The sequence below is a fragment of the Akkermansiaceae bacterium genome (assembly GCA_019634595.1).
In the GTDB taxonomy this organism is placed as follows: domain Bacteria; phylum Verrucomicrobiota; class Verrucomicrobiia; order Verrucomicrobiales; family Akkermansiaceae; genus Luteolibacter.
In genome coordinates this window covers 37,678-56,348 of sequence record JAHCBC010000006.1, presented here as the reverse complement: position 1 = coordinate 56,348, position 18,671 = coordinate 37,678, and the positions used below count along the sequence as shown (strand labels likewise).

Here is an 18,671-nt window from a genome sequence, read left to right as displayed (position 1 = left end):
ACCTAAACTTGTTCCTGGACGGTCCGAGAAGCATTGATAGCGTCGGCCCGTGTCGGACAATGATCACAGAATCCCCGTAGTAGATCTATTCTCCGGACCTGGAGGTCTGGGGGAAGGTTTTTCTCGTTATCCATTCGAGGGGCATCCGGTATTCCGCATCTGCATTTCCATTGAAATGGAGGAGAATGCCCATCGGACCCTAACCACCAGAGCGTTCTACAGGCAGTTCAAGCCAGAAGAAGTTCCCGAGGCTTACTACAAACACCTCCGTGGCGAAATCTCCCAAGAGGAAATGTTCGACTGGGACGACAGATGCAAGGAAGCGGCCGAGGCGGCAAAGAGTGAGGCACACCGGATCGAAATCGGAGACAGGCCTGACGAAAAACCGGATGTGAGGAAAAGGGAGCGGGTGCGAAACCTTATCGAAGAGCGCATCCGTGGTCATAAGAATTGGGTTTTAATCGGCGGCCCTCCGTGCCAAGCCTACTCCCTCGCGGGCAGATCCCGCAGACTGGGTGTCGTGAGGAAAGCAGAAGAAACCGCAGCCCAATTTCAATTCAGGAAAGAAGCAGCAGCCGCCGAATTTGAGAAGGACCACCGCCACCTACTCTACCGTGAATATCTCTCGATCATTGCGGACCATTGGCCTCCTGTGTTTGTGATGGAGAACGTGAAGGGACTTCTCTCAGCCAAGCTGGAAGGCGAACCAATTTTCCCATTGATCCATGAAGATCTCACTGATCCTAATGCCGCATTAAACCGATTGGCGCAAGGTAGCACATACAGTGTTTGCTCGTTGGTGGTTACAGGAACCTCTATAGGAGAGGGTCTTGAAGCTCCGGACTACCTCCTGAAATCAGAGAACTACGGAATTCCCCAGCGCCGACACCGGGTTATTCTGCTTGGCATACGGAACGATGTCGAAGTCGACATACTCCCCACCCTGCTTCCATCAAAAGGGCCAAATTTAAGTGAACTATTCAACGGGCTCCCATCTCTGCTGCCGACCGTATCTAAACCATCGGGCACCCTACTGAAAGATGTTGCCGCCGCGATAGCTAAGTCTTCATGGCTCAAATCGCTGACATCTTCGAAGACAGAACCGGAGGCCGGAAAGTTCAAAGAGATTCAAAAAAAGATTCACGAAGCGGCCGCAGCGATTGCCGCCTCAAATCTGGACAGCGGCGCTGAATTCATAGCGAAAACCAACATGACGCCCGTCCCGGGTGAATTGGGAAGGTGGCTAGCAGACTCTCGACTAGGCGGAGTGTGCAATCACGCCACCCGCTCACACATGGACTCTGATCTGCATCGCTACCTCTATTCCTCCGCATTCGCGAAGATAATGCATCGCTCTGCCAAACTGGAGGACTTCCCGGACCCTCTCCTTCCAAATCATTCCAACGTTCAGGGCGATGAAAAAGATCTTAGAAAATTTGCTGATCGTTTTCGAGTGCAGTTATCCGACAAGCCTGCGTCCACAATCACGTGCCACATTTCCCAGGATGGTCACGCCAACATCCATCCTGATCCGCTTCAGATCAGGAGTCTTACAGTCCGCGAAGCTGCACGCATACAGACTTTTCCGGATAACTATTTTTTTGAAGGAAGTAGAACGGCTCAATACCGGCAAGTAGGAAATGCAGTCCCCCCCTTCTTGGCTCATCAGATTGCCTCAATAGTTTCTGGTATACTCCGGAAATCAGGCACTTCGATCGATAGGAACTTAATGAATTCAGCGCAGCAAAAAATAAGTTGATGCAAAATTCGCTCTTCTCTACCCAGAGCCTCCTTGATGAATGGAAGAGCGAATTTTATTGAAGCTGCCACTCGGACTCGGGCACAAGTTGCCAAATATTGCCTGTCCAATTGCAGTCTGATGATCTCGATCTCAAATTAAGCCAACTTGTGCACCGAGCATCGCTCGTTCAATGGATAGTCGGTGGTGGACAGCTTCCGCAGGATACAGCATTCGATCGCGAATCCCCCCGTTTTCAGCGCGCTTGAAAGCTTCCACTGCAATTTCTCTCCAAACTTGAAACTCCCAATTTTCATAATCATCGGGATGCAAGCCGGGATTAAGCCAACATAGTGCCCACCAAGCACCTAGAAATACCTCAGTAGAAGCGTCATTGATTCCTAGAGTCATCGCGACTTCCAGCCTCAGATGAGCCTCTTCTCGGGAATTCGGGATAAGATTGTATGGAAGTTCTTCTCTGTTTTCTTCTTTTTTCATTTTTCTCGGGGTATGGGCGGATCTGGCCAAATGCTCCGAGCATCCAACCTGATCCGCTCTTTATTATTTGCCTACTCCCCTACGAATGAGGACTACGTTCAGTCCCTTTACTGGTACCTTGGGATCATCCGACCGATCTCGGAAGCGATCCTACATGACAGCACCCACGCTTACCGTCCCAACAGGGGCATCGATTCCGAAATCGAGGAGTTCCGGAAAGCTGTCATAGTCCAACCTGGAGGACGCCCCGTCACTGTTGCCCAAGAGGACATCGTCGAATGTTTCGATAACGCACCGATTGCCCTCGTCCTCAATTACCTGCCCCCGTTCACCAGGAAGCAGGTGACAATCCTTCTCCAGAGATACCGGGAAACCGTCCGGGTCAGGGACCGATACCCACACGGAGGACCACAAGGCCATCCCGCTACTTGCGCCCTTGTGAATATGACCATTGACCACCTTCTCGCACCGATCCGAAAGGACTATACCGGGAGGGCGTTCATCATCACCTATAGCGACGACCTGACGATCATCGGCGACTCGATCACCGTTCTGGAAGTCACTCAAGCCATCCGTAGGGCGTTCGCGCGCCATGGTTTGCAACTGAACCAACTCAAGAGCCGCAGGACACCCATCATCCCGGGCTCGAAGATCGTCCTTCTGGGCTACGAGTTCGAGTGGGGCTATGATATTAACAAAGCACCGATCATCCGGCCGAAACGGGGAGCGTATGAGAATCTCTCCGACAAGATTGGGTCTGCCGACACCCACTTCCGAATCCGAACCGTCATTCAGGGATGGAAAGCTTGCTATGGCTGGACCAATGACCCCGAACACGCAAGCAGAACAAAACAGGCGATCGATGAAGGACTCCGCCGTCATTCATTCACGCCGACCGCAACAGCTAGCCCCTCCTTAAGGGGGAATCCTTAATTATCAGGCACGCCGACGTGCCGTAGGGCTCCGAAGCCCAGTTCTGCTGATCCTGATGCAATCCGCGGCGGTCGCACCGAGTGGCCGCCGTCCTGTCTTCTGCCGTCTTCACAATTACCCTCCTGATTCGAGCCACCAGCCGGTTCGGACACTACATCGACAACAAACCATAATCGTATGAATCAACCGACTACATCACCTGGCATTTTCCCGGGACCTTCCCACATATCATTTCCTCAGACCTTGGTCTCTGGAGCGGTCAACCCACCGGGTGCACCTGCTCCGGCACCCGCTCCGGCACCTGCTCCGGCACCTGCTCCGGCACCTGCTCCGGCACCCGCTCCGGCACCTGCTCCGGCACCTGCTCCGGCACCTGCTCCGGCACCCGCTCCGGCACCCGCTCCGGCACCCGCTCCGGCACCCGCTCCGGCACCCGCTCCGGCATCTCAGTCTGCCTTCATGCCGTTTCCGATGCTGCCTCCAGCACTTCCACGGAACATTGCTGGCGAGGAGATCCGTGTGTCGACAAGATACTACCACCGTAGGATGTATGATCTCGAGCGTGCAAAGACCTTGGAGAATCGCCTGCGGAAGGGAGCTCACTTCCTTCCTGTAGTTCTCTTCGAAGAACCGGATGGGAGCCTTCATCTCGTTGATGGTCTCCATCGTCTTATCGCCTTCCGTGCTCGTGGTACGGACATCATTCCTGCGATCATCTGCACCGACCTCGGACAGGCGCTCACGGTGGGGATTGCGATGAATAGTCCAAAAGACGGAAAACAACGCCACGGGCTGGATGCCAGTAAAGGCCTCAGTCTTCTTGCGACCGCTCTCGGACGCAAAATCACTGAACCCGAAGCTGCTTCCCTCGGACTTCGTCTCGAAGACCACGAGATCCTTACCCCGACCGCACTGAATCTCTATCCGCCAATCACACTGCCTGCCCCTTCGCCAGTTGGCCTCAATAAGAGGCCAGGCGAGATGATAGGGCAAGGAGCCAGGCGTTCCCGGAGGCACCGACCCTAATCGGATGGCACCGACAGACTCCCACTGAAGATGCACCCTGAGGACACGCCTCTCAGGGCGCTTTTTGGTTCAGCTAACTGAAGCAATGGTCCTGAGCAAAGGAGAGCAACACGGCACTTAAAATCACTCGCGAAATACTTTCTCATGGAATGGCCGAGGAATCACTGAGGGTCATGAGCGCCCTGAAAAAGTGGCCGAAAAATGGCCGAAGATCGATTACTGAAAACGAAAAAGGGAGCCTCAATGGCTCCCTAACTCGTTCTTCGTAAAGAAGTGCTCGAAAGAGGACTCGAACCTCCACGGGGTTGCCCCCACTAGAACCTGAATCTAGCGCGTCTACCAATTCCGCCATCCGAGCTGATGACTTTTCCCGGCGGGTTGCACCGGGGCGCACAAAACAGCATGGCCGCCCGGGGAATGCAACACCGATTTCAAAGATCTTTTTCCCCGGCTGAACAACCGCTCCGGGCAGTGCCGCTTTCGACGTTGCCACCCCGCCGCACAACCTCCATTTTCTCCGCCATGCAGAAGGCCACGCCGCTCATCCTCGTCCTCATCCTGGCAGTGACCGCCACGGTCCTGTCCCTGCGCCCGAAGCAGGAGAAACCGGCGACCGCCCCACCCGCCACCGACGCCCCGGCCGAGCAGAAGGCTGCCGCTCCGGCGGATCCCGCACCTGCTCCGGCGCAGACGGAAGCAGCGCCCGCCGTGGTGGCAAAGCCATGGCCGCAGGAGGCCTCCGACATCAAGCCGGATGAGGGCGCGACCTTCGGCAAGCTGCCGAACGGCTTCCGCTACATCGTCTATCCGAACGTGGAACCGCCGAAGCGCGTGTCCATGCGCCTGCATGTGGCCGCCGGCTCGCTGATGGAGGCGGACGACCAGCAGGGACTGGCGCATTTCCTGGAGCACATGGTGTTCAACGGATCGAAGAATTTCACCTCCGCGGAGCTGATCCCGAAGATGCAGCGGCTGGGAATCGCCTTCGGCGCGCACGCGAATGCCTACACCTCGTTCGACGAGACGGTTTACATGCTGGACCTGCCGGATCTTTCGAAAGACACCCTGGACCTGGGTTTCACGGTGATGCGGGACTTCGGCGACGGGGCGAAGCTGGAGGCGGATGAGATCGACAAGGAGCGCGGCGTGATCCTTTCGGAAAAGATGAGCCGGGACTCCGTGGACTACCGCCTGATGGAGCAGCAGTACCAGAAGTTCCTGCCCGGCTCCCTGGTGGCGAAGCGCTTCCCCATCGGCACCGAGGAGGTGATCAAGAGCGCGACCCGCGAGCGGTTCACCGACTTCTACACCCGTTACTACACTCCGGAGCGCATGACCTTCGTGGTGGTGGGCGACATCGACGCGGCGGAGATCGCGAAGCGGGTGGAAGCCGTCTTCGGCGACATGAAGAACCCGACCGAGCCGGGGAAAAATCCGGACCTGGGGGCGATCAAGTCGCCGGAGGGCATCGAGGCCAGCGTCTTCGCGGACAAGGAAGTGGACTCCACGGAGGTCTCGCTGATGCTGACCCGCCCGTACGTCCAGAAGCCGGACACCACGGCGAACCGCACGGAGCGCATGCCGCTGGGGCTGGCACACTCCATCCTTTCCCGCCGCTTCGACCAACTGGCGAAGCAGGAGAACTCGCCGATCACGACCGGCTCCGCGGGCGACTTCGACCTGTTCAACTACCTGGAGCTTGGCTCCATCGACGTGACGGCTGCCGACGACCGCTGGCAGGATGCGGTGCCGGTGCTGGAGCATGAGTTCCGCCGCGCGCTGGAACATGGCTTCACGGAGGCTGAACTGGCGGAGGCGAAGGCGAACCTGATCAATGCCTACGAACAGGCGGTGAAGCAGAAGCCGACGCGGAAATCCGAAGGGCTGGCATCCTCCCTCGCCCGCATGATCAATGACGACAAGGTGTTCTCCACCCCGGAGACGAACCTGGAGATCGCACGGAAGGCGCTGGACGCCATCGACCTGGCTGAAATCCATGCGGCGTTCAAGACGTTCTGGAACGCGCCGGGCTACCACCTGACGCTGACCACCAAGGAGAAGCCGGAAGGCGCGGAGGGCACCCTGGCCTCCCTCTATCAGGAAGCGACCGGACAGCCGGTGGAAGCTCCCGCCGCGAAGGCCGTCGAGCCGTTCGGCTACACGGATTTCGGCAAAGCCGGAACGGTGGCGACCCGCAAGGAAATCGCCGATCTGGGCATCACCCAACTGGTGCTTTCCAACAAGATCCGGGTGAACCTGAAGCCGACGGATTTCGAGAAAAACAAGATCCGCGTCTCCGCCCGCATCGGCTCCGGAAAGCTGAGCCAGCCGAAAGACAGCCCGATGTTCGATGTATTCGCCTCCGCGGTGTTCGACGGCGGTGGCCTGGGCAAGCACTCCAACGATGACCTGCAGCGCATCCTTGCCGGGAAGAACGTGAACAGCAGCTTCGGCATCGGCGAGGACGCTTTCGTGCTCGCTGGCACCACGACTCCGGCGGACTTCCTGCTGGAACTGCAGTTGCTGGCGGCCACCCTGACGGACCCGGGCTACCGGAACGAGGGGCTGTGGCAGTTCCAGAAGATGATCCCGACGATCTACCAGCAACTGAAGCACACCACCTCCGGCCCGGAGCAGGAGATGAACGCGTGGCTGCACGGGGGCGACGCCCGCTTCTCCGTGGCTCCCCAGGCAAAGCTGGTCTCCTACACCATCGCGGACGCGAAGAAGTGGCTCACTCCGGAACTTACGAAGGGCTACCTGGAACTCAGCATCGTGGGTGACTTCACGGTGGATGAGGTGCTGCCCGGCATCCTTTCGACCTTCGGTGCGCTCCCACCGCGGGCCGCGGCCCCCGCCCCGCTCGACGCGGCGCGCGTGGTGAAGTTCCCGAACGCACCGGGAGAGAAGACCTTCACCTTCGAGTCGAAGATCCCGCAGGCCGTCGCCTCCACCGTGTGGAAGACCGGCGGCATGCGGAACAACATCCCGGAGTTCCGCCGCTTCAACATCCTCTCCACCATCTTCGAAAACCGCATCCGCGAGGAGATCCGCGAGAAGCTGGGAGCCTCCTACAGTCCGAATGCCGGTGCCTCCGGATCGGACGCGCTGGACAACTTCGGCTACGTGATCGGCCAGAGCGTCGGCAAGCCGGAGGACCTGGAGCTGCTGCTGAAGACGATGCGGGACATCGCCCACGAGCTTTCCGAAAAGGGAGCGACGGAGGACGAACTGGACCGCGCGCTGAAGCCGACGCTGGGCATGCTGGAGAAGTCCACCCGCGACAACGGCTACTGGCTCAGCACCGTGCTCAGCCAGTCCCAGGCGGATCCGAAGCGGCTGGACCTGGCCCGCGCCCGGGACCAGGACTACCGCGCGATCAACCTGAAGGAGATCAACGCACTGGCGAAGAAATACCTCGCGGCGGAGAACGCGCTAATGATCTCCATCAAACCCGCGCCCGCTCCCTGAGCCATCCTTTCCCGCCATGGAACCCATCACCCTGCGGCCCCTGGGCGGCGCGGATCTGCCCGCCGCAGCGGAGTTGCTGGGTTTCCTCAATCCATCCACCCCTTGCGGGACACTGCGGGAACGCCTTGCCACCATCCTCGCGGAGCATCCGCACTACCGGCTGACGGGCGCGTTTTCCGGTGAACGGCTGGTGGGGCTGACCGGTGCGTGGATCGCCACCAAGGTCTGGTGTGGCAAGTATCTGGAGGTGGACAACCTGGTGGTCCACCCGGACGCGCGTGCCGCAAAGATCGGCACGCGCCTGATCGAAAATCTGGAAGCGACCGCCCGGGCGGAGGGTTGTGAAATCCTGGTGCTGGACAGCTACACATCGAACCATCCGTCCCACCGGCTCTACCATCGTCTGGGATTCGAGATCTGGGGATTCCATTTCGTGAAGCCGCTCAATCCTACCTAGTGCAATTTCCCTACCCTTGATGAGAGAAGAGATTTTCAACCACAGATGAACGCGGATGTACGCAGATAAATAAGAGGATTTGGATGGATCTCTTCGACCTGCGTACATCCCCGTCCATCTGCGGTTGAATTGCATTTCGGCAGTTTGTTTTGGCAATGGGTCTAACAAAGGATAATTAGCCGGTAGTCTCCCGGGAACCGCCGCCGGGCCGTCATGCGCATCGCCATCGTCCACTACCACCTCTCTCCCGGCGGGGTCACGACCATCATCCGCGCGGCGTGCCGCGGATTATCTACGGCGGGGGTGCGCCATGTGGTGCTATGCGGCAACGCGCCTGCGGAGGATCTTCCGGCACGGCTCGTTCCGGATCTTGCCTATCTCCGGACCAGTGCGCGCCCGGCGGAGTCACTGCTGGAGGAGATGCGGGATGCGGCGGAGGAGGCACTCGGCGGGCCGCCGGATGTCTGGCATTTCCACAACCACTCGCTGGGCAAAAACATCCTGATGCCCCGGGTGGTGTCCCTGTTGGCGGAGGCGGGAGACAGGCTGGTTCTGCAACTCCATGATCTGGTGGAGGACGGGCGACCGGGGAACCATCCGCTGGTGGCGGAGCAGCCGTGGCTTTATCCACTGTCACCACGCGTCCTGTATGCGTTCATCAACGGAGCCGATCATCGGCGGTTCCTATCCGCCGGAATGCCGGAGGAAAACACGATCCTTCTTCCGAACCCCATTCCCGGAGCGGCGGCCACCCTCCCTGCCCCAAAGGAAAAACCACCGCTCATCCTTTATCCCACGCGGGCGATCCGGCGGAAGAACCTGGGGGAGCTGCTGCTGCTGTCCATGTTCGCACCGGAGGACACCCGCTTCGCCATCACACGGGCCCCGGAAGATCCCGCCGCGCGCGCCATCTACGATCACTGGAAATGGCTGGCGGAGGAAATGGAGCTGCCCGTCCAGTTCGAGGTCGTGGACCGCACCACTCCGGATGGGGAAAGCGATGCTTCCTACGCCTCATGGATCGAGGCTTCCAGCCACTTCATCACGACCTCCGTGGCGGAGGGATTCGGCATGATCTTTCCCGAGGCCGCCGCACTCGGGAAGCCGGTCATCGGGAGGGAACTCGAAACCCATCCGCGGTCCGGCGGCAGTCCGATCTATCAGAACATCCTGGTACCTGGGGAATGGATGCCTCCTGGAGCGCTGCGACGGCATCTTTCCCGTCACCTCGGTGAGACCCACCGGCTCTACAGCCGCACGCTCGCCCCGGAAGATACTGACGCCGCCATGGCGGCATTGCTCCATGACGGGCATGTGGATTTCGGCAACCTGCCGGAGACCCTGCAACGGGAAGTCCTCATGCGCCTGCGTGATGATGCATCGCTCCGTCCCATCATCGGTGAGAAGCCCCCCGACGAATGGATGCGGGACGCGCTGGCACAGCCGCCTGCTCCCTACACGGGTCAGGGCATTCCGGACGGAGAGTACGACAGGGAACTCATCTCATGCTACGCATCGCTGTCCGGGCGTCCGGCAGGTGGCGTGGGGCATGTCGATCCGGAGCGAGTGCTGGACGCCTACCTTTCACCGGAGAATTTCCATTTCCTCCGCACATCCATCGCGAAAATCCGCGCGGTCATCTTCGACATCTACGGCACGCTGCTCATCGCCCCGCCTGGAGCGGTAAGGCATGATCCGGCGTTCGATCCGGTGTTGCGGGAAATCCTTTCCGCAGCCGGGCATGATCTCGGGGATTCACCCACGACCGTGCTGCATGCGGCCGTCCACCGCCACCATGCGGCGTCCGGGCATGCCCATCCGGAAATCGATCTGGCGCAGGTCTGGCAGGAAGTGCTGGGCACCACGGAGGATGTGACAGATCTCATCACGGCGGTGGAGAATGCATGGCATCCGTGCGAGCCGATGCCCCGTGCGCGGGAAACGCTGCTGCGTCTTTCCGCAGAGGGCGTGACGCTCGGCGTGCTGTCGAATGCCCAGGCGAACACGCTGCCCGCCCTGGACGGCACGCTCGGCGCGGTCACCCCTCTGCTGGCCCCGGAGCTGACCGTCCTGTCCTACCAACATGGCATCGCAAAGCCATCCCCGGAGCTGTTCCAACTGCTGGCGCGGAGGCTGGAGGCGCGCGGCATTTCCCCGGCGGAGACGCTTTTCGTCGGGAACGATCCGCGGCAGGACATCCTGCCCGCGCAGGCGGCGGGATTCCGCACCGCGCTCTTCGCCGGCCATCCCGGTTCCATCCGTCCCGGGGAGTGCACGCCGGATCTCACACTTCGGAGCTTGTCCGAAATTCCGTCCGCGACATCATCTTTCTAGCCCGGAGACCACCATGCACCGCCGTTCTTTCCTGAAGACCACCGCCGCAGCAGCCATCGCCGCACCTTTCGCCAATGCCGCCACGACGGCTGCCGAAGGAGCGAAGATGAAAGTCGGCTTCGATAATTTCTCGATCCGCGCGCTGGGACTGAAAGCCGGAGCGCTCATCGACTACGCGGCGGAGCAGAAAGTGGATTGCCTGCTGCTTTCCGACCTGGATGTGTATGAGAACCACACCGACGCTTACCTCGAGGACCTGCGGAAAAAGGCGGCGGACCTGAACATCGCGCTCTACGCCGGGACCGGCGGCATCTGTCCCACCGCGCACCGTTTCTCCGACAAGTGGGGCACGGCGGAGGAACATCTGAAGCTGACCATCCGCGTGGCGAAGGCGCTCGGTTCACCGGTGGCGCGTTGCTACCAGGGCTTCGCCGATGACCGCAGGAGTCCCGGCGGCATCAAGGCGCGGAACAAGGACACGCTGGCGGTGCTGAAGAACGTCCGCAGCTTCGCCATCGACCACGGGGTGAAGATCGCCATCGAGAACCACGCGGGGGACATGCAGTCGTATGAACTGCGCGACCTCATCGAGGAAGCGGGCCGTGACTTCGTCGGCTGCACCATCGACAGCGGCAACGCCGCATGGGCGCTGGAAGATCCCATGGAGAATCTGGAAGTGCTGGGACCCTACACCGTCTGCTCCGGCATCCGGAACAACATCATCTGGGAGGATGGCGACGGCGCGCAGGTCGCGTGGACGTCCATCGGCGAAGGGCAGACGGACATGAAGGCGTATGCGAAGCGATTCGCGGAACTGGCTCCCGGCGCGCCTTTCATCCTGGAGATCATCAGCGGGATCAACCGCCCCTTCACCTACCTGAAGCCGGAGTTCTGGAACGGCTACGAGAGCATCTCCGCGCGGGGCTTCGCGAAGTTCCTGGCTCTGGCGAAACAAGGGAAAGCCATCCCACCTTTCAAACCGGAGGGAGACAAGAAGGCGGCGGAGCAGGCCTACCAAAAAGCGGAGCTGGAAAGGAGCATCGCCTGGTGCCGGGAGAATCTGTGACCCCGCTTCTCCAATTTGCTGATGCCATGGTGTCCTGATTATGAGGCAACAGGGGATGTGGGGAAGCCGCCCGCGTCATGCCAACCGGCCCGTGGAAGAAGTTGATATTTCCCTCCGTCATCGAGGGCCGGATGGGAAGCCGGGGGCCCACTCACGCTCCACCCGCATGGCGGCACTGCCCTGCAACTGGCTGGAGAGGCTTTTCCCGTCGCCGGATTTCGCGGTGATGACGGCGTCCCACTCTTCCTTCAGAACCACGGGATGAATCAGTGAAAACCAGAGTTTCCCCGAACTGATGGAAATCCGCCCCTCCTTCACATCATCACCCAATAGGCCGCTTCCGGCACTATCGACCAATCCGGAAAGGGAAAACGCGCCACATGGGTGCCCGCCCACCGCTTCCGGTCCGATGAATTTCAGCCGGATCTCCCCTGTGGCACCTTGAAACCCTACCATCGCGAGATGGGGACCGGACAGCACCACTTCATCCCCGGACTGAAGGCGCTTTTTCCCAAACCAGAACGGCCGGGGCATGATGCAGTCGTCCGAGAAACCCTGCCCGGGATCCGTGCCGGCCGCCACCATGGAGGAGAAATCCCGGGCGGTCCCGGACGGAGTCCATTTCCCATCCTTCCGCACGAAGTCCTTTTTGGCGCCTTTCCGGACGACTTTCTTCGCCTCTTCCGGATCCTTCCCTTCCGGGAGATTGTCCGGGATGAAGGTCCGGTCCCGGGAGGTGACGGAGATCATCCCGGAGCGCAGCTCCAGTTCCCGCCGGTTCTCAAACTCACCGGAAATGGGCACACCGCCGGACCCGAGCAGGCTCGACTCGAAATACCTCCCCTTGATCCTGGATTTCTCCACCACCCGCACCGTGAGGTGGGAGGGAAACGGAAGATCCTTCCTGAATAGGTAGCCTTCCGCGGTGTGGTCCACCAACGGCTGGAGGTCGGCATCCGGAGCGATCTCCGTATCCCGGGCGTTCACGCGGTCGGTCAGATCCGCCTTCACCTCCTCCACAGCCACCTGGGCCTTGGAGGCGATCTCCTTCGCCTTGTCGCACGATGGGAGGGAAAGGCAGCAGGCGGCCAGAAAGAGGATGCGTTTCATCACTTCAGATTCCGTATCCGTTCATGCAGTCGAGCCGCTGGTTCATCTCGATGGCGGGGTTCTCCTCACGCGCCTGGCCGACGACCACCGCCGGAACACCGGCGACGGTTTTGTGGGGAGGCACGTCGTTCAGGACCACACTGCCGGCACCGATCTTCGCCCCGGTCCCGATTTCCACGCGGCCGAGGATCTTGGCCCCCGCACCGATGAGCACTCCGGAACGGACGATGGGATGGCGTGCCCCGGTCTGCTTACCGGTGCCGCCCAGCGTCACCTCATGGAGGATGGAAACGTCATCCTCGATGATCGCCGTTTCACCGACGACGAAGGAGGTCGCATGGTCCAGCAGGATGCCACTGCCGATGCTGGCGGCCGGGTGGATGTCCACGGCGAAGGCCTCGCTCGCCAGGCTCTGGAGGTAGAGCGCGAGCCAGCGCCGCCCGTCCAGCCAAAGCTGGTGGGACACCCGGTAGGTGCTGAGGGCGAGGAAGCCCTTGAAGAAAAGCAGCGGTTCCAGCGGTGAGAAGCACGCGGGATCCCGCTCGAACATGGCCAGCAGATCCCGCGAGGCGGCGCACACGGTGAGCGGATGTTTCTCGAACACCTCCGTCAGCATCGGCTCCATGCTCTGCCGCGGCATGTCCTCGCGGGCCAGCCTGCGGGAAAGCCGGGCACCCAGGGCCGCCCCCATGCTCTCGCGGGAAATGATGACGTCCTCCAGCAGGTGGGCGAGGTGCGGCTCACTCTCCCGGATGACCGCCGCTTCGGACCGGAGGGACTCCCATAGATCATTGACACCGATCGTGCTGGCGGGTGGACCGCCGATGTGTTGGGATTCGCTCATGAAGATCTCGCAGAAATTGGAATACGCATGCAGGGCCCTCGCCCAGCTCGCGAAGGTCCATGACGGGAGGAGTCTTACACGGCTTGAGGAAATGGCGCAACGGGAAGCCGTATCGGGAAATTTCCTCGTGCAGATCCTCAATGACCTCCGCCGTGCCGGACTGGTGGACAGCCGCCGCGGAAAAGCGGGCGGATACCTCCTTGCCCGGCCCGCCGACGCAATTTCCCTGCGCCAGATCGTGGAAGCGGTCGATCCCTCCGTCCTGCAATGCGGGGTCTCCACCGAGGGGGAATCCGGAGCGGCCGTGCGCCTGGCATGGGAGAACGTCTCGGTGAACCTGCGAGCCTCCCTGGACAAGATCTCGCTGGAAAGCATGGTCTCCGGGCAGGGCGCGCCGATGTTCTACATCTGAGGAAAAGGTGGGCCGCGGGAGTGCCGGACGCCAATCCTTAAGACTTCCAGATTATTTCACTGGCCGAAATTGACGATTTGCGGTAAGGACCGGGTTGCCCTCATCCCCTTTCCCGCCATGTCCGCACCCGCAGAACACACCCACCACATCAAACTCCGTTCCACCCAACTGGAGATGCAGTCCGGCAGCCAGCGTGTGGATGACTACGACAACAAGCTGAAGGCGGCGGAGGCGGAACTCGGCCGCATCCAGCAGGAACGCGAGGAACTGGAACGCAAGAAGCGGGAGCTGGAGGAACTGACCGCGCGCAAGCGCTCCTTCCTGAGCCAGCAGGTCGAACTGACCGAAAAACTCTCCAATGCGCTGGTCCTGATCGACCGTGAACTTTACGCGATCCGCCAGGAGGCGGACGAGCTGGAGCAATGCCGAGTGTGCTTCGCCGCGCACCTGGACAAGATCCAGAAGTTCAACCCGGAGAACTGGACCCGCGAGAACCTCGCGGAGAAGCTGGAGCGCGCCACGATGGCCACGGACATCGCCGCGGACGAATATGACCAGGCGGCGGCCCACTTCGAGAACGGCCGCAGCGGTGCCATCTTCGGCCGGGCATCCAAACGCGCCCGCACCGCCAAGGGCACCTCCTCCGAGTTCAACGTGAACCTGAAGAACGGTTTCGCCTTCAACCTGCCGGTCATCGTGCTGGGCGCGATCGCCCTGCTGGCCTATCTGGTGAAGTAACCTCCCTTTTCCGATGAAAGCGCAAACGCCATCGCTCTTCAAGGACGAAGCGGAGCTGGAAAGCATCCGCGAAAAGCACAAGCTCCTCCTCCAGGCGGAGAAGAAGCTGGCTGGCGTACCGAAGAAGCTCCTCAACGAGAAGCTGGAGCAGGAGCGGACGATGCCTCCCCTGCCCGGCCTGGAGGAACGTGAGCGCCTGAACCAGTACGAGCAGATGCTGGCCACGCGCAAACAGTACCGCAACGTGATGCGCGCCCAGAGCATGAGCCTGGTGCTGCTGTTCATGCTGGTGCTGGCCACCGCGGCTGTCATCGCGTGGTCGCTGCGGCTGCTGGAGGTGATCTAGCAGGCATCCCGGATGCAGCCGGGAGCCACACGGCCGTTTGACAGGAACGAAACACCTTCCTCCTCCAGCATCTTCCTCTTGTCCTGCAACCGCGGGCCGGAGGTGTGACCGTCGAACCCACCCAGGCTGCCGTCCGCCCTCACCACCCGATGGCAGGGCACCTCCGGGGCGAACGGGTTTTTTGAAAGAGCGGTGCCCACGGACCGGGCGGTTCCGCGGCCCAGCCGCCGGGTGACATGGCCGTAGGTGGTGACGGTTCCACGCGGGACTTTTCGCACGATTTCATAGACCAACATTTCGAAATCCGTCGGCTTGCGCTTCTCTAACATTAGGCGAAACTGCGCCATGCCTCGTAAATCCGCAATCGTACTGTTGTCCGCCGCCATGGCCTGTGCCGCCGCAGCCGGACCCACCTCCTCCACCACCCTCACGGAGACACGTTCCCAGTCCGGCTCGGAGCCTGTCTTCCCGGGCCTCGACTTCGTCAAGGCTTCCTTCAGCTATGCCGGCGGCATGGATCTGGATGACACCGCCGGTGAGCTGGAGACCTTCACGCTGGACGCGCGCAGCGTGCTTTCCGGCCCGATCGAGGTGACCAACGACCTGACCCTGCTGCCGATGATCCAGTACAAGGCAACGCGCCTGAACTGGAAGGACACGCCCGCCGGTTTCCCGATCGAGGATGAGGACGTCCATTCCATCGCACTCAGCTCCTACGTCCTCTACAACCAGGAAGGATCCCCATGGATCTTCGCCGGCTGGGCGCGTGCGGAGCTGGCAACGGATTTCCAACACCTCAATGGCGATGACGTGACCTTCGACCTGATCGCGGGAGCGGCCTACAAGTTCAGCGACCGCCTCACGTTCGGGCTCGGCATCGCGGCCATCAACCTTAACAACGACGAGGACTACATGATCGGCCCGGTGCTCGACTGGAAGATCAGCGACACTTTCCGCATCGGCGTGCTGGGACCGGACGTGACCGCCAGCTACACGCCGGATGAGAATTGGGAATTCAGTCTCCGGGGCTACACCGCGGGGGATGAGTGGAACATCCGCGATGCCGCCGGAAATTCCACCACTCTCGATCTGGACTCCTACCGCGTGGGCCTGTTCGCGGACCGCCGCCTCGGCGGCGACCTGTGGCTCCGTGTCGGTGGCGGTGTGACCGTGATGAACGAGATCGAGATCAAGAGTCCCAGCGGCAGCCGCGCCTACAAGGATGACATGGACAGCGGTTGGTTCGGCGAAATCGCGCTGCGCCTGAACGTGTGGTGAGTTTCCGAATGTAGCGAAGGTCGTGAGACCTTCGGTTGTGGAGATACCACCCATCCCCACGATACCGGAGACAGATCGATGCCGTCCGTCTTGCGATTCATCCCGCAAGGCGGATGCCATCCACCCAGCCGAACCTCTCACGAGGTTCGCTACGCCCTGCCCACCTTTTCTTCCAGCCGCTTCCGCAGGTCCGGCCACTGGGCGCGGGCCACGATGTAACCGATGCACTCGGCTGAGCCGCAGCGGCACAGGTGGTCCTCATAGCACTCGATGTCAAAGCCGTAGTCGAAGCTGAGTTCCTCGCCTTTCTGGATGTCGCGCAGGGAGTAGATGAAAATCTTCCGGCCGACGATCCATGCCTCGCAGTTGGGATTGCAGGAGTGGTTGATGAGGCGGGCGGTGTTCCACGGGACGTTGCCATCGATGTCGTAGTTCTTCGACAAGGTGAAGATATAGACCGCCGCATCCCCGGACTCGACGGACTTCTCGTGCTGTTTCAGCGCGCGCTTCTCGCTCTCGTCCTTTCCGATGAGTTCCCCGATGTATTCGATGATGCGGGTCTCTTTCGGGATGAAGGTTGAGGCATAGACCCCACGCCCGTGGATGTCCGAATCCCGTACCTCACAGAGCTTGCTCTGCCCCCGGTTCCATAGTTCGAGGAGTTTCCTGTGGGAGTCGTTGTTATCCCTTACGGTACCGTTGGTTTTCTTTTTGGCCATGGAGGTGGAAGGTCAGCGGACTTCCCGTTTCCCGAGCGGAGGCAGCGCGATGTCCTGCGGCAGGTTGACGAACAGCTTGCGGAGCTCGCTCTGGTTGAGGCTGGAGCCGTCGATGAAGGTCCAGTCATTCTTGTCCTTGTCGGAAATGGCGGCCTGGAAGCCGGTGCTCTCGATGACCACGGCTTTCTGCGAACCTTTCGGGAAGATCCGGAATTTCGTCAGCGTGGGCACCAGCACCAGCCACTTCGTGTAAATGAGGCTTTCCACCTGCTGCCCGCCCACATCTTCCACCTTCTTCCCAGGGCCGACTTCGTAGGAGCTGGGCTGGCCCTGCGGCTCGAAGGAAATGATGGTGATGCCCTGCTGGATCATCTGCTCGGAAACCCCCGCGAGCTGCTTTTCCATCGCCTCAATGCCACCCATGCGCGCGGCCATGCGGTCCTTCCAAACCGGGTTCATGCGCTCCACGGCGATCTGATAGCGTCCCTGGACGACCTGCTCACCGAGCCGGGCCACCGCGGACTGTGCGGCCTGGACCACCGCCGGAGGGGCTGCCTGGGCCTGGGGCTCCGCAGCCGCCGGCATGGCGGGCAGAGGGGCCACGCCCGGAGGCTGGGCGGTGGCGGTGAGTGCGGAAATCATCAGAAATCCGGCGATTTGTCGTGGGCACAATAATTTCACTCCCTCATGGATGCCGCCGAGCCGCCGTTCCGTCAAGTGCGCCCGGAATCCGCTTGGATTTCCCTGCCCGGCCTGCAAAGATCCTCCCCCCATGGCGAAACAGGCACTCGGAAAAGGACTCGGCGCTCTCATCAAGAAGCAGGCCGGCGCTCCGGCAGCGGAGAACCCCGCAGCCTCCGCGGACGATGCGAAGCGGGTGCGTGACGTGCCGCTGGACCAGATCGTCCCCAGCCCGCTGCAGCCGCGCACCGTTTTCGTGGAATCCCCGCTGGATGACCTGGTGGAGTCCATCCGCCAACACGGCATCATCCAGCCGCTCATCGTCCGCGTGGTGGATGGGAAATACGAACTCATCGCCGGTGAGCGCCGCTGGCGCGCCTCGAAAAAGCTCGGCCTCGCCACCGCCCCCATCATCGAGCGCGAGGCTTCCGACCGCGATGTGCTGGAGATGGCCCTCATCGAGAACCTCCAGCGCGAGGGACTCAACCCGATGGAGGAGGCCACCGGCTATGTCCGTCTGGCCAAGGAATTCTCACTGAAGCAGGAAGAGATCGCCGCCCGTGTGGGCAAGTCCCGCGCCAGCGTGGCGAACGCGATGCGCCTGCTGGACCTGCACAAGGACGTGCAGTCCCTCGTCGCGCAGGCCCGCCTTTCCGTCGGCCATGCGAAGGCCATCCTCGCCATCAAGGACCAGGACAGCCAGCTCCTGGCGTCCGACCAGATCCTGAAACGCCAGCTCACCGTCCGCGCGGCGGAAAAGCTCGCCCAGTCCTTCCTCGCCGGGGAGTCCGCTCCGTCCGGTGACCCGAAGAAACCGGCGGCCCCCACACCGCGCGAAACGGACATCCACATCCGTGCGATCTCCAACCGCCTGCGCGAGGCCTTCGCCACCCACGTGGCGATCCACCACACGCCGAAGAAAGGACGCATCGAGATAGAGTACTACGGCGACGACGATCTCCAGCGGATCCTGGAACTGCTCGGTCTGCCGGAGGGTGAGTAGGCGCTTGCCCCGTTGGC

The 18,671-nt window shown here is 61.1% G+C and carries 18 protein-coding genes and 1 tRNA gene; 11 read left to right on the top strand and 8 right to left on the bottom strand.

Going from position 1 to position 18,671, the window contains the following annotated elements; genetic code table 11:
* Positions 1-49: 49 nt before the first annotated feature.
* On the top strand, positions 50-1,759 hold the full coding sequence (locus tag KF712_19700; protein ID MBX3743219.1) for a DNA cytosine methyltransferase: 1,710 nt from the start codon (positions 50-52) through the stop codon (positions 1,757-1,759).
* A 132-nt stretch (positions 1,760-1,891) separates the two neighbouring features.
* Here KF712_19700 and KF712_19695 read toward each other — a convergent pair whose 3' ends face one another.
* Positions 1,892-2,236 carry a hypothetical protein gene (locus tag KF712_19695; protein MBX3743218.1) on the bottom strand — a complete coding sequence of 115 codons (345 nt, stop codon included), beginning with the start codon at positions 2,234-2,236 and terminating at the stop codon, positions 1,892-1,894.
* Positions 2,237-2,266: 30 nt separating this feature from the next.
* Between KF712_19695 and KF712_19690 the strand changes: the two genes are divergently transcribed.
* Entirely contained in the window at positions 2,267-3,169 is a 903-nt protein-coding gene (locus tag KF712_19690; GenBank protein ID MBX3743217.1) for a hypothetical protein, read from the top strand.
* Between the two features lie 259 nt (positions 3,170-3,428).
* Here the strand turns inward: KF712_19690 and KF712_19685 are convergent, their stop codons facing one another.
* Positions 3,429-3,614, bottom strand: a complete 186-nt coding sequence (locus tag KF712_19685; GenBank protein ID MBX3743216.1) for a hypothetical protein — start codon at positions 3,612-3,614, stop codon at positions 3,429-3,431.
* An 855-nt stretch (positions 3,615-4,469) separates the two neighbouring features.
* Positions 4,470-4,553: transfer RNA gene (locus KF712_19680), tRNA-Leu, on the bottom strand.
* Between the two features lie 164 nt (positions 4,554-4,717).
* Between KF712_19680 and KF712_19675 the strand changes: the two genes are divergently transcribed.
* The 4 genes from KF712_19675 (at position 4,718) to KF712_19660 (ending at position 11,523) form a co-directional block, all read left to right on the top strand.
* Positions 4,718-7,666, top strand: coding sequence for an insulinase family protein (locus KF712_19675; protein ID MBX3743215.1), 2,949 nt, complete (start codon positions 4,718-4,720; stop codon positions 7,664-7,666).
* Positions 7,667-7,682: 16 nt separating this feature from the next.
* On the top strand, positions 7,683-8,123 hold the full coding sequence (locus KF712_19670; GenBank protein ID MBX3743214.1) for a GNAT family N-acetyltransferase: 441 nt from the start codon (positions 7,683-7,685) through the stop codon (positions 8,121-8,123).
* Between the two features lie 213 nt (positions 8,124-8,336).
* On the top strand, positions 8,337-10,457 hold the full coding sequence (locus KF712_19665; protein MBX3743213.1) for an HAD family hydrolase: 2,121 nt from the start codon (positions 8,337-8,339) through the stop codon (positions 10,455-10,457).
* Positions 10,458-10,470: 13 nt separating this feature from the next.
* Complete coding sequence (locus KF712_19660) at positions 10,471-11,523, top strand: sugar phosphate isomerase/epimerase (GenBank protein ID MBX3743212.1); 1,053 nt, start codon at positions 10,471-10,473, stop codon at positions 11,521-11,523.
* A 117-nt stretch (positions 11,524-11,640) separates the two neighbouring features.
* Here KF712_19660 and KF712_19655 read toward each other — a convergent pair whose 3' ends face one another.
* Together KF712_19655 and cysE are read right to left on the bottom strand one after the other, a co-directional pair.
* Entirely contained in the window at positions 11,641-12,633 is a 993-nt protein-coding gene (locus KF712_19655; GenBank protein ID MBX3743211.1) for a hypothetical protein, read from the bottom strand.
* Positions 12,634-12,637: 4 nt separating this feature from the next.
* A complete protein-coding gene (cysE, locus tag KF712_19650) occupies positions 12,638-13,477 on the bottom strand; it encodes a serine O-acetyltransferase (protein ID MBX3743210.1) in 840 nt (279 codons plus the stop codon).
* Here cysE and KF712_19645 point away from each other — a divergent pair.
* The 3 genes from KF712_19645 to KF712_19635 all read left to right on the top strand — a co-directional run bounded on the left by KF712_19645 (position 13,476) and on the right by KF712_19635 (position 14,973).
* Positions 13,476-13,889 carry an Rrf2 family transcriptional regulator gene (locus tag KF712_19645; protein ID MBX3743209.1) on the top strand — a complete coding sequence of 138 codons (414 nt, stop codon included), beginning with the start codon at positions 13,476-13,478 and terminating at the stop codon, positions 13,887-13,889. The two genes, cysE and KF712_19645, sit on opposite strands and share 2 nt — an antisense overlap.
* A 117-nt stretch (positions 13,890-14,006) precedes the next feature.
* Entirely contained in the window at positions 14,007-14,627 is a 621-nt protein-coding gene (locus KF712_19640; GenBank protein ID MBX3743208.1) for a hypothetical protein, read from the top strand.
* A 13-nt stretch (positions 14,628-14,640) separates the two neighbouring features.
* Positions 14,641-14,973, top strand: a complete 333-nt coding sequence (locus KF712_19635) for a hypothetical protein (GenBank protein MBX3743207.1) — start codon at positions 14,641-14,643, stop codon at positions 14,971-14,973.
* Here KF712_19635 and KF712_19630 read toward each other — a convergent pair.
* On the bottom strand, positions 14,970-15,302 hold the full coding sequence (locus tag KF712_19630) for an MGMT family protein (GenBank protein ID MBX3743206.1): 333 nt from the start codon (positions 15,300-15,302) through the stop codon (positions 14,970-14,972). The genes KF712_19635 and KF712_19630 overlap by 4 nt on opposite strands.
* Before the next feature lie 16 nt (positions 15,303-15,318).
* Here KF712_19630 and KF712_19625 point away from each other — a divergent pair, with 16 nt between their 5' ends.
* Complete coding sequence (locus tag KF712_19625) at positions 15,319-16,251, top strand: hypothetical protein (GenBank protein ID MBX3743205.1); 933 nt, start codon at positions 15,319-15,321, stop codon at positions 16,249-16,251.
* A gap of 149 nt (positions 16,252-16,400) precedes the next feature.
* Here KF712_19625 and KF712_19620 read toward each other — a convergent pair whose 3' ends face one another.
* Positions 16,401-16,970, bottom strand: a complete 570-nt coding sequence (locus KF712_19620; GenBank protein MBX3743204.1) for an SET domain-containing protein-lysine N-methyltransferase — start codon at positions 16,968-16,970, stop codon at positions 16,401-16,403.
* 12 nt (positions 16,971-16,982) lie between these two features.
* Positions 16,983-17,612 (bottom strand): hypothetical protein, encoded by a 630-nt coding sequence (locus tag KF712_19615; GenBank protein ID MBX3743203.1) that lies wholly within the window; start codon positions 17,610-17,612, stop codon positions 16,983-16,985.
* 130 nt (positions 17,613-17,742) lie between these two features.
* On the opposite strand from KF712_19615, the gene KF712_19610 reads away from it, so the two are divergent.
* The gene (locus KF712_19610; protein MBX3743202.1) at positions 17,743-18,654 is read left to right on the top strand and encodes a ParB/RepB/Spo0J family partition protein; all 912 of its coding nucleotides are present in this window, start codon (positions 17,743-17,745) and stop codon (positions 18,652-18,654) included.
* Positions 18,655-18,671 lie beyond the last annotated feature (17 nt).

Excerpts from the sequence above, each read along its gene's own strand:
- KF712_19675 (MBX3743215.1), top strand. The coding sequence starts at position 4,718 with ATGCAGAAGGCCACGCCGCTCATCCTCGTCCTCATCCTGGCAGTGACC.
- KF712_19665 (MBX3743213.1), top strand. The coding sequence starts at position 8,337 with ATGCGCATCGCCATCGTCCACTACCACCTCTCTCCCGGCGGGGTCACG.
- KF712_19695 (MBX3743218.1), bottom strand. The coding sequence starts at position 2,236 with ATGAAAAAAGAAGAAAACAGAGAAGAACTTCCATACAATCTTATCCCG.
- KF712_19640 (MBX3743208.1), top strand. The coding sequence starts at position 14,007 with ATGTCCGCACCCGCAGAACACACCCACCACATCAAACTCCGTTCCACC.
- KF712_19645 (MBX3743209.1), top strand. The coding sequence starts at position 13,476 with ATGAAGATCTCGCAGAAATTGGAATACGCATGCAGGGCCCTCGCCCAG.
- KF712_19690 (MBX3743217.1), top strand. The coding sequence starts at position 2,267 with ATGCTCCGAGCATCCAACCTGATCCGCTCTTTATTATTTGCCTACTCC.
- KF712_19620 (MBX3743204.1), bottom strand. The coding sequence starts at position 16,970 with ATGGCCAAAAAGAAAACCAACGGTACCGTAAGGGATAACAACGACTCC.
- KF712_19625 (MBX3743205.1), top strand. The coding sequence starts at position 15,319 with ATGCCTCGTAAATCCGCAATCGTACTGTTGTCCGCCGCCATGGCCTGT.
- KF712_19685 (MBX3743216.1), bottom strand. The coding sequence starts at position 3,614 with ATGCCGGAGCGGGTGCCGGAGCGGGTGCCGGAGCGGGTGCCGGAGCGG.
- KF712_19635 (MBX3743207.1), top strand. The coding sequence starts at position 14,641 with ATGAAAGCGCAAACGCCATCGCTCTTCAAGGACGAAGCGGAGCTGGAA.
- KF712_19655 (MBX3743211.1), bottom strand. The coding sequence starts at position 12,633 with ATGAAACGCATCCTCTTTCTGGCCGCCTGCTGCCTTTCCCTCCCATCG.
- KF712_19660 (MBX3743212.1), top strand. The coding sequence starts at position 10,471 with ATGCACCGCCGTTCTTTCCTGAAGACCACCGCCGCAGCAGCCATCGCC.
- KF712_19615 (MBX3743203.1), bottom strand. The coding sequence starts at position 17,612 with ATGATTTCCGCACTCACCGCCACCGCCCAGCCTCCGGGCGTGGCCCCT.
- cysE (MBX3743210.1), bottom strand. The coding sequence starts at position 13,477 with ATGAGCGAATCCCAACACATCGGCGGTCCACCCGCCAGCACGATCGGT.
- KF712_19610 (MBX3743202.1), top strand. The coding sequence starts at position 17,743 with ATGGCGAAACAGGCACTCGGAAAAGGACTCGGCGCTCTCATCAAGAAG.
- KF712_19630 (MBX3743206.1), bottom strand. The coding sequence starts at position 15,302 with ATGTTAGAGAAGCGCAAGCCGACGGATTTCGAAATGTTGGTCTATGAA.
- KF712_19670 (MBX3743214.1), top strand. The coding sequence starts at position 7,683 with ATGGAACCCATCACCCTGCGGCCCCTGGGCGGCGCGGATCTGCCCGCC.